General features: G+C 72.4%; 12 protein-coding genes and 3 pseudogenes. 6 read left to right on the forward strand and 9 right to left on the reverse strand.

From position 1 onward, the window contains the following. Positions 1-32: 32 nt before the first annotated feature. A pseudogene (locus BM536_RS19160) lies at positions 33-1,529 on the reverse strand (SCO1417 family PLP biosynthesis transcription factor). Between the two features lie 206 nt (positions 1,530-1,735). On the opposite strand from BM536_RS19160, the gene yczE reads away from it, so the two are divergent. The 4 genes and pseudogenes from yczE to BM536_RS19180 all read left to right on the forward strand — a co-directional run bounded on the left by yczE (position 1,736) and on the right by BM536_RS19180 (position 5,172). Then, positions 1,736-2,332: a membrane protein YczE gene (gene yczE / locus BM536_RS19165; protein WP_073499832.1), complete on the forward strand. Its 597-nt coding sequence runs from the start codon at positions 1,736-1,738 to the stop codon at positions 2,330-2,332. Further along, entirely contained in the window at positions 2,329-3,096 is a 768-nt protein-coding gene (locus tag BM536_RS19170) for a glycerophosphodiester phosphodiesterase family protein (protein WP_073499831.1), read from the forward strand. The genes yczE and BM536_RS19170 overlap by 4 nt, the downstream gene beginning before the upstream one ends. A gap of 65 nt (positions 3,097-3,161) precedes the next feature. Next, positions 3,162-4,519, forward strand: a pseudogene (locus BM536_RS19175) (MFS transporter). 278 nt (positions 4,520-4,797) lie between these two features. Next, positions 4,798-5,172, forward strand: a complete 375-nt coding sequence (locus BM536_RS19180; protein WP_020128921.1) for an RNA polymerase-binding protein RbpA — start codon at positions 4,798-4,800, stop codon at positions 5,170-5,172. Positions 5,173-5,304: 132 nt separating this feature from the next. Here the strand turns inward: BM536_RS19180 and fxsA are convergent, their stop codons facing one another. From fxsA to BM536_RS19200, 4 genes are all read right to left on the reverse strand, one after another. Then, entirely contained in the window at positions 5,305-5,865 is a 561-nt protein-coding gene (gene fxsA, locus BM536_RS19185) for an FxsA family membrane protein (protein ID WP_073498865.1), read from the reverse strand. Between the two features lie 94 nt (positions 5,866-5,959). Then, positions 5,960-6,832: a polyprenol monophosphomannose synthase gene (locus BM536_RS19190; protein ID WP_073498863.1), complete on the reverse strand. Its 873-nt coding sequence runs from the start codon at positions 6,830-6,832 to the stop codon at positions 5,960-5,962. 566 nt (positions 6,833-7,398) lie between these two features. Beyond that, the gene (locus BM536_RS19195) at positions 7,399-9,000 is read right to left on the reverse strand and encodes an amidohydrolase (protein WP_094103253.1); all 1,602 of its coding nucleotides are present in this window, start codon (positions 8,998-9,000) and stop codon (positions 7,399-7,401) included. 77 nt (positions 9,001-9,077) lie between these two features. After that, positions 9,078-9,518, reverse strand: coding sequence for an Lrp/AsnC family transcriptional regulator (locus BM536_RS19200; RefSeq protein ID WP_073498861.1), 441 nt, complete (start codon positions 9,516-9,518; stop codon positions 9,078-9,080). 240 nt (positions 9,519-9,758) lie between these two features. On the opposite strand from BM536_RS19200, the gene BM536_RS19205 reads away from it, so the two are divergent. Continuing rightward, entirely contained in the window at positions 9,759-10,235 is a 477-nt protein-coding gene (locus BM536_RS19205) for a hypothetical protein (protein WP_073498859.1), read from the forward strand. A 436-nt stretch (positions 10,236-10,671) separates the two neighbouring features. On the opposite strand, the gene BM536_RS19215 is transcribed toward BM536_RS19205, so the two are convergent. Beyond that, a complete protein-coding gene (locus BM536_RS19215) occupies positions 10,672-11,844 on the reverse strand; it encodes an acyl-CoA dehydrogenase family protein (RefSeq protein ID WP_094103254.1) in 1,173 nt (390 codons plus the stop codon). 202 nt (positions 11,845-12,046) lie between these two features. Here BM536_RS19215 and BM536_RS19220 point away from each other — a divergent pair. Further along, positions 12,047-13,290 (forward strand): annotated as a pseudogene (locus BM536_RS19220) (glycoside hydrolase family 18 protein). 57 nt (positions 13,291-13,347) lie between these two features. Here BM536_RS19220 and BM536_RS19225 read toward each other — a convergent pair. The 3 genes from BM536_RS19225 to BM536_RS19230 all read right to left on the reverse strand — a co-directional run. Then, positions 13,348-14,007 (reverse strand): TetR/AcrR family transcriptional regulator, encoded by a 660-nt coding sequence (locus BM536_RS19225; RefSeq protein WP_073498856.1) that lies wholly within the window; start codon positions 14,005-14,007, stop codon positions 13,348-13,350. Between the two features lie 107 nt (positions 14,008-14,114). After that, positions 14,115-14,261, reverse strand: coding sequence for an SCO1431 family membrane protein (locus BM536_RS39625; protein ID WP_107439610.1), 147 nt, complete (start codon positions 14,259-14,261; stop codon positions 14,115-14,117). A gap of 147 nt (positions 14,262-14,408) precedes the next feature. Further along, the coding region (locus BM536_RS19230) for a peptidase C39 family protein (protein ID WP_107439611.1) at positions 14,409-15,657 on the reverse strand (1,249 nt) is incomplete at its 5' end.

A 15,657-nucleotide genomic window follows, 5' to 3' on the forward strand; every position in this document is an offset into this window, starting at 1 on the left:
GGGCGGGTGATCCACCCACCCCGCCCACCCCCTCAGGCGACGAACGTGCGAGGGCTCTCCGCGCCCGCGGTCCCCCCCGCTCTCCACGATCCGGGCCGCCGCGGCCAGTCGGGCCGCCGCCTCCTCCGCGACCGCGCCCCCCACGGTGAACGGCAGCCGCACATATCCCTCGAAGGCGCCGTCGACGCCGAACCGGGGCCCTGACGGCACCCTTACCCCGACGCGCTCCCCCGCCTCGGCCAGCCGCGACCCGGACAGCCCGCCGGCCCGCACCCACAGCGTCAGCCCGCCGTTCGGCACGGCGAACTCCCACTCCGGCAGCTCCCGGCGCACCGCCGCGACCAGCGCGTCCCGGTTGCCCCTGGCCTGTTCGCGCCGCAGTTCCACGGTCTGCTCCCAGCCCCCGGTGCTGAACAGCCAGTTCACGGCCAGCTGCTCCAGGACCGGCGTGCCGAGGTCGGCGTAGGCGCGGGCCGCGACCAGGCTGCGGATCACGTCGGGGGCGGCCCGGACCCAGCCGATGCGCATGCCGGCCCAGAAGGCCTTGCTGGCCGAGCCCACGGTGATCACGGTCGACCGGCCGGGTCGAAGCCGCACACCGGACGGGGCATCTCGACGTCGTCGAGCCACAGCTCGGTCATCGTCTCGTCGGCGACCAGCACGGTCCCGGCCGACCGGGCCGCCTCGACGAGGCGGCGCCGCTGGTCCTCGTCGGCGAGCGCGCCGGTCGGGTTGTGGAAGTCGGCGACCACATAGGCGATGCGTGGCGCGGCCTCGCGCAGGACCTGCCGCCAGCGGTCCATGTCCCACCCGGCGAGCCCCTCGGCCATCGCCACGGGCACCAGCCGGGCGCCCGCCTCCCGCATCAGCTGGAGGATGTTGGCGTACGACGGTGATTCGACGGCGATCCGCTCGCCGCGGCCGCCGAAGAGATGACAGATCGCGTCGATGGCGCCCATCGCACCCGTGGTGACCATGATCTGCTCGGGCATGGTCGGGATCCCGCGCCGGGTGTACCGCTCGGCGATCATCGCGCGCAGGGCGGGCAGACCGGCCGGATAGTCACCGTGCGTGTGGGCGTACGGGGGCAGTTCCTCCAGCGCGCCCTGGACGGCCCGGGTGAGCCACGGTTCGGGGGCCGGGAGGGCGGCACAGCCCAGGTCGATCACCGAGCCGAGGGCCTCGGGCGGCAGGGGTTCGAGCCCGCGCGCGGGCACCGGGTTACCCGCGGGGACGGACGTCCAGCTGCCGGCCCCCCGCCGGGACTCCAGGAACCCTTCCGCGCGCAGCGCCTCGTAGGCGGCGGCGACGGTGGTGCGGCTCACGGACAGGGCGAGGGCCAGTTCGCGTTCGGCGGGGAGCCGTGCGGCGACGGGGACGCGCCCTTCCAGGACGAGCAGCCGGACGCCGTCGGCGAGCGCACGGTAGGCGGGCGGGCGGCGGGTGCCGGGGCCGGCGGGCCGGTCCTGCTGGGAGGTGAGGAGCCGCGCGAGCTGCGCGGCCCCCACCGCGGAGGTCCACTGCGCCATGGATATCAGTCCACCTTCCCGGGATTGGCCATGGATGACCGTTCCTTCCACGCCACAGAGTGACATGCGCAAGGCCACTACCACCACCAGGGGTCCACTTGTCCGCGCCGCCTCCGCCGACCGTCCCGTCCGTCCCGCCGGTCCCGAGCGGCCCGCCGAGCGGCGGCCTCTCCCGCCGCCTCACGCAGCTCTACGCCGGGCTCGCGCTGTACGGCGCCAGCTCCGCCCTCCTCGTGCGGGCGGGCCTCGGCGTGGAGCCCTGGAACGTGCTCCACCAGGGGCTCGCCGAACGGAGCGGTCTGTCCATCGGCGTCGTGTCGATCATCGTGGGCGCCGCCGTGCTGCTGTTGTGGATCCCGCTGCGCCAGCGCCCGGGCCTCGGCACCGTCTCCAACGTCTTCGTCGTCGGTCTCGCCATGGACGGCACGCTCGCCCTGGTCCCCGAGGCGCACGGTCTGGCCGTGCGGGTGCCGCTGCTGGTGGCGGGCATCGTCCTCAACGGCGCGGCCACCGGCCTCTACATAGCGGCGTCCTTCGGAGCGGGACCGCGCGACGGGCTGATGACGGGGCTGCACCGGCGCACCGGGCGCTCGATCCGCCTGATGCGGACGGCCGTCGAGATCACGGTCGTGGCGACCGGCTTCGCCCTCGGCGGCACCATCGGCGTCGGCACACTGCTGTACGCCCTGTCGATCGGACCGCTCGCCCAGCTCTTCCTCCGGGTGTTCGCCGTGCCCCCGGCATCCGGCGGCAGCACGGTCGTTGCCACCGGGTCACCGCAGGGGGCGATACTTCGTCCGTGAGCACCCTCATACGCCACCCGTACCTCGACCATCCGGGCCCCATCCCGTTCGCCCACCGCGGCGGGGCCGCCGACGGTCTGGAGAACACCGTGGCGCAGTTCCGGCGCGCGGTCGAGGCGGGCTACCGCTACATCGAGACGGACGTGCACGCCACGCGGGACGGCAAACTCGTCGCCTTCCACGACGCGACGCTGGACCGGCTGACCGACGGCGCGGGCCGCATCGCCGATCTGCCGTGGGCGGACATACGGCACGCGCGCGTGGCGGGCAAGGAGCCGGTCCCGCTGTTCGAGGAACTTCTGGAGGCCTTCCCCGAGGTCCGCTGGAACGTCGACATGAAGGCCGAACCGGCGCTCCACCCGCTCCTCAACCTCATCGGGCGCACCAACGCCTGGGACCGGGTCTGCGTCGGCTCCTTCTCCGAGGCCCGCGTCGTGCGCGCCCGGCGGCTGGCCGGCCCTCGCCTGGCCACGTCGTACGGCACCCGGGGGGTGCTGAACCTGCGGCTGCGGTCCTGGGGGGTGCCCGCGGCGCTGCGCCGGTCGGCGGTCGCCGCCCAGGTGCCGGAGACCCAGTCGGGCATCCAGGTCGTGGACAGCCGCTTCGTGCGTTCCGCCCACGCGCGCGGGCTCCAGGTGCACGTGTGGACGATCAACGAGGCGGATCGGATGCACCGGCTCCTGGACCTGGGGGTGGATGGCATCATGACCGATCACATCGACACGTTGCGCCAGGTCATGGAGGACCGGGGCGTCTGGGTCTGACCCCGGTCACCTCCCCCCCTCGGCGGCCCGCGCGCGACATCCTGGGCGGGGAGGCGAGGGCGCGGGTGGGCACGGAATCCGTGCGGACGGAGACGTCCGACGACGCCGCCGGGCGACGGCGCGAGCAGCGTGGCTGGTACTTCTACGACTGGGCGTGCTCCGTCTACTCGACGAGCGTGCTCACGGTGTTCCTCGGCCCGTATCTGACGTCGGTCGCCAAGGAGGCCGCCGACCCCGCCGGCTATGTGCATCCCCTGGGCATCCCGGTCCGCGCGGGCTCCTTCTTCGCCTACTCGGTGTCCCTGTCGGTGATCGCGGCCGTCCTGGTGATGCCGCTGGTGGGCGCGGCCGCCGACCGCACCGGCCGCAAGAAGCCGTTCCTCGCGGTCGCCGCCTACACCGGGGCCGCCGCCACGACGGGCATGTTCTTCCTGTCCGGCGACCGCTATCTGCTGGGCGGTGTGCTGCTCGTGGTCGCGAACGCGGCCCAGTCCGTCGCGATGATGCTCTACAACTCCTACCTGCCCCAGATCGCCCCGCCCGAGGAACGCGACGCGGTGTCCTCACGCGGCTGGGCCTTCGGATACGCGGCGGGCTCCCTGGTCCTGGTGGTCAACCTGGTCCTCTACCTCGCCCACGACTCCTTCGGCGTCCCGGAGTCCACGGCCGTACGGATCTGCCTGGCCTCGGCGGGCCTGTGGTGGGGAGGCTTCACCCTGATCCCACTGCTGCGGCTGCGCGACCGGCCGCCGGCGGTCGGCTCCGCGGTGCGCGAGGCGGCCGTCCCCGGCCTGCGCCGGCTCGTGGCGACCTACCGGGACATGCGCCGCCACCCGCTGACCCTCGCCTTCCTGCTGGCCTATCTGGTCTACAACGACGGCATCCAGACGGTGATCTCCCAGGCCTCGGTCTACGGCTCCGAGGAACTCGGCCTCAGCCAGTCCACCCTCATCGCCGCCGTCCTGCTGGTCCAGGTCCTGGCTGTCGCGGGCGCCCTGACGATGGGGCGGCTGTCGCTGAGGTACGGCGCGAAACGCACGATCCTCGGCTCGCTGGTGGCCTGGACGCTCACCCTGGCCGTCGGCTACTTCCTCCCGTCCGGCGCGCGGCGGGCTTCTTCCTGCTGGCGGCGGCGATCGGCCTGGTCCTCGGCGGCAGTCAGGCCCTGTCGCGCTCCCTCTTCTCCCACCTCGTCCCGCCCGGCAAGGAGGCCGAGTACTTCTCCGCGTACGAGGTGAGCGACCGCGGGACGAGCTGGCTCGGCCCGCTGGTGTTCGGGATCACCTACCAGGTGACCGGAAGCTACCGGGACGCGATCATCTCGCTGGTGATCTTCTTCGTGGTCGGTTTCCTGCTGCTCGCGCGGGTACCCGTGCGGCAGGCGATCACCGACGCGGGCAATCCCGTACCCGAAAGGATTTAGCACTCAAGGCGAAAGGGCGGTAGTGTACGCGTTTGGCCTGCCAGGCGTACCGTTACTGCGTGTCAAAGATGCCGAAACCCTGGGTGACATCTCCTATCAGATGTGACAAACCGGGCGCCGGTGGGTACTGCATTGGTTGACAAGGCTGCGGCTACGACGGCGACGCACGACCCGGAACGGGACTCCGAACGGGAATCTTTACCGCCGACCGGACGTTGACCGGATGACGACGACAGCGACACCTGTCCTGTGGGCGACAAGCCCGGGAGGCACGATTCATGAGTGAGCGAGCTCTTCGCGGCACGCGCCTCGTGGTGACCAGCTACGAGACGGACCGCGGCATCGACCTGGCCCCCCGCCAGGCCGTGGAGTACGCATGCGAGAAGGGGCACCGCTTTGAAATGCCCTTCTCGGTGGAGGCGGAGATCCCGCCGGAGTGGGAGTGCAAGGTCTGCGGAGCGCCTGCGCTCCTCGTGGACGGCGACGGCCCTGAGGAGAAGAAGGCCAAGCCCGCGCGTACGCACTGGGACATGCTGATGGAGCGGCGGACCCGCGAGGAACTCGAAGAGGTCCTCGAGGAACGGCTGGCCGTTCTGCGTTCCGGGGCGATGAACCTCGCGGTTCATCCCCGGGACAGCCGCAAGTCCGCATAGTCCTGCGGAGCTGGGGCTGGTTTACAGCGCACGAAAAATGACCGCGGGCGCCGTACGTGACATCACGGTACGTGACATCACGTACGGCGCCCGCGGTCTTCGTGTGTCCACGGCGTCGTGGGACCGGCCGGTTCACGGGGTCAGCGGAGGACGCTGTTCCTGCCGGCCCTCGCCGCGCTCGTCGTGCTTGATCACCTCGCCCTGGACCACCCTTCCGTCCGGGCGGTGCATACGGGCCTGCTGGAAGGCGTCGCCCAGGGTGCCGGGGGTGGCCGCGCGCAGCTTGCGGTCGACCGTGCGTTCCGCGTAGCTGCCGACGGCCTTCTGGACCGGCGGGAGGAGCAGCAGCAGGCCCAGCGCGTCGGAGGCGAGGCCCGGGATCATCAGGAGGAGGCCGCCGAGCATCATCAGGCCGTTGCCCCCGCCCGAGGAGGGGGGTGTGCCGCGCTGGAGCGCCTCGTTGAGGTTCTGGAAGGCGCGCCGTCCCGCCCGCTTGATGACCACCGAGCCGAGCAGGAACCCGGCGAGCAGCAGCAGGAAGACGGTGAATCCGCTGCTCGCTCCGGCGACCACGGTCAGCAGCCAGATCTCCAGCACCAGCCACGCGACGAGCCCCAGCGGCAGGAACGTCCGCAGGCGGGAGCGCCGGGGCCGGGCGTTGCGGTGCGTGGGAGTCTGAGCGCCAGTCGTCATGTCCCCAGTGTGCCTGGCCCCGGCTCAGTGCGGCATAAGGGGCCGATCAGCGGTTTCTGTGGGATGCCGTCGGGGGGGAGTGGGGTGGCCCGGGCTACGACGGCTGCTGCGGAGGAGACGGCGCGGGAGAAGACGGTGACGGCGAGGAGGGCGCCGGGGCGGACTTCGGCTGCTCCTGCGCGCCCGTCCGGCCCGCGATCTTTCCGACCCGCTCTCCCACGCCCCAGGCGGTGACCCGCCACAGGGCCTCCACGAGGATGTCGCGGCTCATCTTGGAGTCGCCCAGCTCGCGCTCGACGAAGGTGATGGGGACCTCGACGACGTGGTAGCCGGCCTTGACCGCCCGGCGGGCGAGGTCGACCTGGAAGCAGTACCCCTGGGAGGCGACCTCGTCGAGGCCGAGGCCTTCGAGGGTCTCGCGCCGGAAGGCGCGGTAGCCGCCGGTGATGTCGCGCAGCGGGAGGTCCAGCGCCAGGCGCGAGTAGAGGCTGCCGCCGCGGGAGATGATCTCGCGGGACCTCGGCCAGTTCACGACCCGGCCGCCCGGCACCCACCGGGAGCCCAGCACGAGGTCGGCACCTTTGAGGGCGGTGAGCAGGCGGGGCAGTTCCTCGGGCTGGTGGGAGCCGTCGGCGTCCATCTCGACCAGGACGCCGTAGCCGTGCTCCATGCCCCAGTGGAAGCCCGCGAGGTAGGCGGCGCCGAGGCCCTCCTTGCCCTTGCGGTGCAGCACCTGGACGTGGTCGTCCGTGGCGGCCAGTTCGTCGGCGAGTTTGCCGGTGCCGTCGGGGCTGTTGTCGTCGGCCACGAGGACGTGCGCCTCGGGGACGGCCTCGCGCACCCGGCCGACGATGCTCTTGATGTTCTCCGCCTCGTTGAAGGTCGGAATGATCACCAACGCCGTGCCGAGCGGACCGAACTTCCTCCCCCGGTCCTGTGCCGCGCGGGTCGCGTCGCCGTCGTTCACTGCTGCCCCTTCGTGTCCGTACGCAGGGGACCACCATAGTGGCCACCGCCTGCGGTGGCGTGACGGGACGTTCGTATGGTGGTGTCGTTTCCACAAGAGCGGGGTAAGAATGCGCTTTTGGGCTTGTATGGCCAAGCGTACCGCCGGGGGCAGTGCCCCCGCGGTCCTGCGGATGGGGGCCCGGCGCCCTTCGGGCCGACCTGGGACCCGCCGGCTGCGGGTCGACCTGAAGCCGTTGTCTACTGAGCGTCCGGGCCCACCCGGGTCACACCTCCCCGACCGGCCGGAACGTTCCCTCGCCCTGCTGCGGCGCTGAGCCTGGCTCCCAGTGGCGGTGCGCCGGTGCGGCACACCGTCCCTGACCCAGCGGCGCCCCGGCGAGTGCGCGGACGTTCCCCGGTGGGGCGTCCGGTGGTGGACCCGGCCGAACCTACCGGCCCCCCGCGGTCGGCTGTCAACAGCCGTTCGACCTGCGACTCTTCGGGTAACGCGCTGGTCAGCGGGCGGTCGGCGGCTCTCGCGGGACGCCGCGCGGACGGGTGATCTTCCGTGCCGCGTCCCGGCAATCACTCGCCCGGCCGTACGAACACCGACCGGCCGCCGACCACCGTGCGCAGGCACACGGGCAGCTCCGTGCCGGGCGTCAGGTCGGGCAGGCCGGGGGTGCCGGAGCGGGGGTCGGTGGACCAGCGGGCGACCCGGTCGTCGGGGGCCTGCACGACGAGCGCGCCGGTGCGCCAGACGGCGTAGTCGGCGGGTGCGCCCGGCACCAGCACACCCGCGTCGTCGCGGCCGACGGCGCGCCAGCCGCCGCGGGTGTGGGCGGTGAAGGCGGCGCGTACGGAGATCCGGTGTCCGGGGGTGCGGTGGAAGGCGGCGGCGCGGACCGTGCCCCACGGGTCCAGGGGGGTGACGGGGCTGTCGGAGCCGAAGGCGAGCGGGACGCCGGAGCGCAGCAGGGCCGCGAAGGGGTTGAGGCCGCTGGCCCGCTCGGCGCCCAGGCGCTGGGCGTACATGCCGTCCTCGCCGCCCCACAGGGCGTCGAAGGCGGGCTGGACGGAGGCGGTGAGGCCCAGTTCGGCGAAGGCGGCGATCGTCTCGGGGGTGAGCATCTCGGCGTGCTCGACTCGGTGCCGGGCGGCACGCACGCGAGCCAGGCCGACCTTCTCCGCCGCCGCGCGCACCCCCTCGACGACGTCGGTGACGGCGGCGTCGCCGATGGCGTGGAAGCCCGCCTGGAGGCCGGCCTCGGTGCAGGCCGTGACATGCGCCGCGACGGCGGCGGCGTCCAGGTAGGCGGTGCCGGTGTGGGCGGCGTCGGTGTACGGCTCGTGCAGGCAGGCGGTGTGCGAGCCGAGGGCGCCGTCGACGAAGAGGTCCCCGGCCGCGCCGAGGGCGCCCAGCTCACGGGCCTTGTCGACGTCCTGCTCCGCCCAGTAGCCGACGACCCGCGGGCCGGGCTCCTCGGCGGCCAGCCGCAGCAGGGCGGTGAAGTCGTCCTCGGAGGAGATCTCGGGGCCGGCGCACTCGTGGACCGAGCCGATGCCGAGCGAGGCGGCGTGCGCGAGGGCGGCCCGCTGGGCCTCGGCGCGCTGGACCGGGGTCACCGCTGCGAACGCGGCGGCGCGGACGGCGTGGTGGGCGTCGGCGGTGAGCGGCCCGTCCGCCGCGCGGAGGCCGGGGGTCAGGTCGAGCAGGGCGGTGGTGACGACCGCCGAGTGCACGTCGATCCGGGACAGGTAGAGGGGCCGTCCGCCGGTGGCCTCGTCCAGTTCGGCCCGTGTCGGGGGGCGGCCGCCGGGCCAGCGCGAGGCGTCCCAGCCGTGGCCGAGGAGGACCTTGTCCCGTGGTCGGGCCGCGGCGAAGTCCCGGACCCGGGCGAGAGCCGCCTCCAGGTCGGGCGCGGTCGACAGGTCGAGGCCGGTCAGAGCGAGACCCGTGGACGTGGTGTGGACGTGCGCGTCGGTGAACGCGGGAGTGACCAGGGCGCCGTCCAGGTCGACCACCTCGTCGACGCCGTCCGCGAAGGCGTCGGCCGCGCCCTCGGAGCCGACCCAGGCGACCTGGCCGCGCTCGACGACCATCGCGGTCGCGAACGGGTCGGCGGGGCTGTGGACCTCTCCTCGGCGGAGCAGGACGGTCTGCGGGTCGGGCGCGCGCTCACTCATGGGACCAGTTTCGCGCCTCGCCCGGCCGGCCGACGCGGGGGTCCCCCGGTACCGGGGGCCGTCCGGTGCGGCGGCTGTCAGATCCGGGGCGGGCGGGCCTCGTACGGGGTGGACAGCACGACCGTGGTGCGCGTGGAGACACCCGCGAGGGCACGCAGCCGTCCCAGCAGTTCCTCGAGTTCGTGCGGGGTGCCCACCCGCACCTTGAGGATGTAGTTCTCGTCGCCGGCCACGCTGTGGCAGGCCTCGATCTCGGGCACCCCGGAGAGCCGGTCGGCGATGTCGTCGGGTGCGCTGGGGTCGAACGGTTTCACCGAGATGAAGGCGGTCAGGGGCAGTCCGACGGCCTCGGCGTCGACGACGGCCGCGTAGCCCCGGATGACGCCGCGCTGTTCCAGCCGGCGCACCCGCTGGTGCACGGCCGATGTGGACAGGCCCGTGGCCTTGCCCAGGTCGGTGTAACTCATCCGCCCGTCCTTGACGAGCAGCTGCACGATCTGTCGGTCCAGCTCCTCCATGGCGCAAGAACTTACAGGGCGCGTGATCTCTTCGTATACGTATACAGCCCAGGTCATACCGGTTCGTGATGTGGCGGACCGTACGAGTTGATCGGCACCTGCGATTGGCATGTGACGAACGCCACAGGCCGCGTCAAGTCTTCGTGATGCTCTCGTGATTACCGCCGAGACGGGGTGGGAAGTGCTTGCTGTGGTCGAGGCCGCAGCGCCTGAACGGCCCAGCCCGAGGGGGAGAATCCCATGCAGAGTCTTAAGCGCCCTGGTCGTACCGCGCCCAAGCGGTTCCGGCCCACCGTCGTCGAGTCCGAGCCGGAGGGCGTCGAACCCGACGGCTTCGACGGTCCGGACGGCTTCGACGACGAGAACGGCGACCACGCCGACGAGTTCGACGCGTACGACACCTTCGAGATGTACCGGGTGATCTGCCCGGACTGCGCGCAGCCCATCGCCCTGCTCGCCGACGAGGAGATCCTGCCGGAGCACGCGCTGTGCGCTTCGCCGTGGAACCCCTTCGGGCTCACCGTCTGCGCCGGCACCGGCCGTACGGCGGCCGAGGCCCGTCCCGCCGACGAGTCGGTGGAGCCCCAGGAGCAGGAGACGGCACTGCTGTTGACGCTCCCCCAAGGCCTGAACTGGCGTACACAGCCCTTCTCGCACGTGGGCGGGCCCGCCTCGCGCCCGATGCGCGTACCGGCGATGCGCCGGTACGCCGCCTGAGCGCCTCCACCCCACTCCCGCAGCTGCCCTGCGCCATGGCCCGCAGCCCGGCCGTGGCGCAGGTCCAGCGTGCCCGTGGGCGGCCAAGTGTGGCTGTGCGGCGCGTAGTTGACGGTACGTCGTGAGGCGGCCACGGAGTCGGGGCGGGTGCGGGCCACCTGCCGAACTCACACACGAGGGTCCGGGCCGTGACCTGGTGTCGCACGCTCGCGTTGCCCTGGTATGACCCTCACCTATCCGGCGCCAGGGCGTCACCGTCAGCTGTTCACCCCCGGCTCCGCAGAATCGGTTCCGCCGGCTCCGCCGCCACTCCCGCAGGACCCGCCGATCTACCGCGACATGATGCGCATCTGGGCCGACGGGGGCCGCACCCTGCCCGGCCGGCGGGACCCGGAGTGGGTGCGGCTCGCGGCGCCGCCGGTGCGGCCGGGTCAGTTCAGCGGGTCTCCGGCCCCAGCAGATGACGGGCGATGACCATGCGCTGGATCTGGTTGGTGCCCTCGACGATCTGCAGGACCTTGGCCTCGCGCAGATAGCGCTCGACGGGAAAGTCCGCGGTGTAGCCGTATCCACCGAGCACCTGGACGGCGTCGGTGGTGACCTGCATCGCCGCGTCGGTGCAGTGCAGTTTGGCCATGGCCGCCTGCCGGACGAACGGCCGGCCCGCGTCCCGCAGCCGTGCCGCCGCGAGATACAGGGCCCGGCCCGACTCGACCCGGGTCGCCATGTCGGCGAGCAGGAAGCGCAGCCCCTGGAAGTCGGCGATCGGCCGCCCGAACTGCCGCCGCACGGTGGCGTGGGCGACGGCCTCGTCCAGGGCGGCCCGCGCGACGCCGACCGCGCAGGCGGCGATGCCCAGCCGTCCGGAGTCGAGTGCGGCGAGGGCGATCGCGAAGCCCTGGCCCTCCTCGCCGATGCGCAGCGCGTCGGGGATCCGGACGCCGTCGAAGTGGACCTGGGCGGTGGGCGAGCCCTTGAGCCCCATCTTCCGCTCCGGCGGCGCGGCGCTCAGCCCCTCGGCGTCGCCCGGCACCAGGAACGCCGTGATCCCGCGGGCGCCCTCACCGCCGGTGCGCGCCATGACGGTGTAGAAGTCGGCGATGCCACCGTGGGTGGTCCAGGCCTTGGTCCCGTCGATGATCCAGCCGTCGCCGTCCCGGACGGCCCGGGTGCGCAGCGCGGCCGCGTCCGAGCCCGAGGTGGGCTCGGAGAGGCAGTACGCGCCGAGCTGCCCGCCGCCGAGCATGGCGGGCAGGTGGGCGGTCCGCTGCTCCTCGGTGCCGTGGGCGGCGAGGGCGTAGGTGGCCAGGGTGTGCACGCTGACACCGAGTCCGACGGTGAGGCGGGCTGCGGCCAGTTCCTCGACGACCTGGAGGTAGATCTCGTAGGGCTGGTCGCCGCCCCCGTATGCGGAGGGGTACGGCAGGCCGAGGAGGCCCGCTTCCGACAGGAGGGTGAACAGCTCGCGCGGGAAGCGTCCGGCGTCCTCCTCCTCGGCGGCTTCCGGGACGATCTCGCGGCGGGCGATGTCCTCGACGAGGGCGAGCAGGTCGCGGGCCTCGTCGGTGGGCAGGAGGCGGTCCACGACGGGTGGGACACGGTCGGTCATGGCACCCCTCTCCTTCCCCGGCCGGCCGGCGGCCGGGCGCTGTGAGTATGCCCGCGGGAGAAGGACGCCGCACGGCAGAACCGGACCGGATTGGTCCGCACCATTGACCCAACTGGTCTAGTCCTCCTACGCTCTCGACACCGCGTTACCGCGTTCATGCCAATCGGCGCGCGCTCCCCTCTCCCCCACGAGGTGACACCCGATGCAGCACTCCGCCCACCGCCGCTCCCGCTTCCGGGCGCTCGTCGCCGCCGCCTGTACGGCCGTGCTCGGCGCGGGCCTGCTCGCCGGCGCGGGCACCGCCACCGCCACCGACGCCGCCGCCCCGTCCACGCGGGTGGCCGCCGGGTCCAAGGTCCTCGGCTACTTCACGGAATGGGGCACCTACGACCGCAAGTACCTCGTCCGGAACATCGAGACGTCCGGCTCGGCGGCGAAGCTCACCCACATCAACTACGCCTTCGGCAACGTCACCGGCGGCAAGTGCGCGATGGGCGACGCCTACGCCGCCACCGACCGCACCCACACCGCCGCCGAGTCCGTGGACGGGGTCGCCGACACCTGGGACCAGCCGCTGCGCGGCAACTTCAACCAGCTGCGCGAGCTGAAGAAGAAGCACCCGGGCCTCAAGGTCCTGTGGTCCTTCGGCGGTTGGACCTGGTCGGGCGGCTTCGGCGAGGCGTCCCGGAACCCGGCCGCGTTCGCCCAGTCGTGCTACGACCTGGTCGAGAACTCCAAGTGGGCCGACGTCTTCGACGGCATCGACATCGACTGGGAGTACCCGAACACCTGCGGCGCCACCTGTGACACCAGCGGCCGGGCGGCCTTCAAGAACCTCATGCAGGCGCTGCGCGCGAAGTTCGGCACCGGGAACCTCGTCACGGCCGCCATCACCGCCGACGCCACCGCGGGCGGCAAGATCGACGCGGCGGACTACGCGGGCGCGGCGCAGTACGTCGACTGGTACAACCCGATGACGTACGACTACTTCGGCGCCTGGGACGCGACCGGACCGACGGCCCCGCACTCGCCGCTGCACTCCTACTCCGGGATCCCGAAGGCGAACACCTACACCTCGGCGACCATCGCCAAGCTCAAGGGCCTCGGCATCCCCGCCTCCAAGCTGCTGCTGGGTATCGGCTTCTACGGGCGCGGCTGGACCGGGGTCACCCAGTCGGCACCGGGCGGCACCGCGACGGCCCGGCCGCGGGGACGTACGAGCAGGGCATCGAGGACTACAAGGTGCTCAGGACCAAGTGCCCGGCGACGGGCACGGTGGGCGGGACGGCGTACGCCAAGTGCGGCAACAACTGGTGGAGTTACGACACCCCGGCGACCGTCGCGACGAAGATGACGTACAAGAACCAGCAGGGTCTGGGCGGGACCTTCTTCTGGGAGCTGAGCGGGGACACGGCCGGCGGTGAGCTGATCAAGGCCATCAACTAGCCGGTCCCGCGAGGGCACTCGGGGCGGAGGACCACGAGCCTTCGCCCCGAGGGCGGTTCAGGCCTCGCGCCGGGCCGGCTTCGGGGCCGGGAAGGCGGGGTCGAGTTCCTCGACGGCGCGCAGGGCACCGCCCAGGGTCTTCACCAGGAGGTCGCGCATGGTCTCGCGGGAGAGGTCGGGGCGGTCGATCCAGTCGAGGGTGGCGCCCTCGACGCTGCACACCCAGGACAGCAGGCTCATGCGGGGCAGTGCCGGGATGTCGCTGTGGCCGTACGCCCCTTCGGCGATGGTGGCCACGATCGCCTCGCGGACCTCGTCCCGGATGGCGTGCACCTCGGTGTCGAAGCCGACGCCACCGCTGACGATGGTGCGGTACGCGGCCTGGTGGTGCTCGGCGAAGCGCAGATAGCCGTCGATCGTGCGGTGGACCCGGTCCACCCGGGGCAGTTCGCTGCCGCTCGCCGCGAAGGAGACCAGGTCTGCGACGGAGTCCTGGATGATCGCCAGGTAGTAGCCGCGCTTGGACTGGAAGTAGTAGTAGATCAGTCCCTTGGCCACGTGCGCCTGCCGGGCGATGTCGTCCATGGAGAGCGCGTCGTAGGACGTGTCGGCGAACAACCTGCGCCCGATGGCGATGAGTTCGGCGCGACGCGCCAGTGAGCGCTCGGTGCCTCGCGCCCGGGGACGGGACGCGTCACGCTGCTGGCTGATATTCAATGTCGACCCTGGTCTCCAACGGTCGGCGGGACGACGTCAGTATGTCAGGTCGAACGTGGGTCAGGTCACAGCGGTCGCGGGCCGCCGGCAGCGCTCCCGCACCGGTGTCAGACCAGGCCCAGCTGGGTCACGAGCATCGCCACGACGACGACCAGGATCCATCCCATGACGTGTTCGAGGATCTTCGGACCGTCGTCCTTGGGCCCGCCGGTACGGGCGCGGGCGGCGGTGACGGCGGCGGCGTGTGCGGTCATGGTGTCTCGCTGACGGTCGGGTGCGCGGTGGACGGCGGACTTCCGCCGGTCCGTCCACCTTGCCACCGTGCGGGGCTTTTGCGGCCGAGAGCTTCCTCACACACCGACGGCCCCCGGTCGCGCCGGGGGCCGTGACCGCAGGCGGGTTCAGCGCACGCCGACCGCCGCGAGCGCCCTGCGCTGGAGCGGGCTCGGACGTGCCGGGAAGTAGAGGTAGCAGACGCCTCCGGTGCCGGACGCGACCTTGCCGCTCGCGTTGTAGCGCTTGGTCCGCAGCCAGATGTTCTCGAACTCCCGCCGCCGGTAGACGCGTCGTACCGCCTCGTTGCTCGGCGAGGCCGGGTCGTTGGCGATCACGTCGCCGTCCGCGGTGAAGCCGATCACGGTCATCAGATGCCCGGAGGTGCCGTACCCCGCGCCCGTCAGCTCCTCCTTCAGGAAGGACTGGGAGGTGATGGCCGGGATGCCCGCCGCGATGAGGGTCTCCAGGTCGGTCAGGGAGGTGAGCCGGGTCACCACCCCTTGGAGGTCCTTGAAGGTGGCGGCGTAGGCGGCGTTGAACGGCCAGTTGCCGCACCCCTTGTACTGGTGGTCGAACGTGTACCGGGCCGCGTGGCACACCTGCGGGTCGGCGTACGCGGGGTCGACCCAGGCCAGTTGTCCTGGCGTGAGGCGGCCGCCCCAGTACTCGATGATCATCTGCGAGGAGGTGGGGCTGCACCAGGCCTCGCCGCCGTTGTCGTACTCCGGGTACTGGCCGGCGTGGATCTCCTGCGAGTAGCGCGGGACGACCAGCTCCTGCGCGAGGCCGGGCACCGACGCCGGAACGGTGAAGCGGTCCGGTACGTCGGAGCCCATCGCTCCCACCCGCCACACGGTGGGGGTGAGTTTCGTGCCGGGCCTGCGGTACAGGGTCAGGCGCAGCCGGTACGACGTCAGGCGCGGGCCGGTCGCGGCGTCGTCGACGGCGAGGGTGTCCGTCCACACGGTGCTCCTGCCGTCGGTCTGGTCGTCGACGGAGGTCCGCTTGATGTCCTGGTCGCCGGAAGCCCATCGGCCCATCACGTACCAGGGGGTGTCCGTGCCGTCGGAGTAGGCGGCCTTCAGTTCGATCTGGAGCCAGGTGCCGGCCGGGGTGCTCGCGTTCCAGGAGGCGATCGCCTCGGTGGCGGGGACCGCGAGACGGTGGACGGGGGACGTCCAGGTCGCGTACTCCCAGGCGGCGGTGGTGCCGGTGTGCGGGTCGGTGTGGTCGGTGGTGCCGGCCGGGGTCGCGAGGACCAGGCCGGGCCGGACGCCGGCGACGGCCCGGGTGCCCACGGCGGTGCCGGAACGCCAGTCGGTGTACGTGGTCCAGGAGTGGTGGTCCACGGGGCGGGCCGGGACCACGTCGGGC

This window comes from Streptomyces phaeoluteigriseus (genome assembly GCF_001896135.2).
Lineage (GTDB): Bacteria > Actinomycetota > Actinomycetes > Streptomycetales > Streptomycetaceae > Streptomyces > Streptomyces phaeoluteigriseus.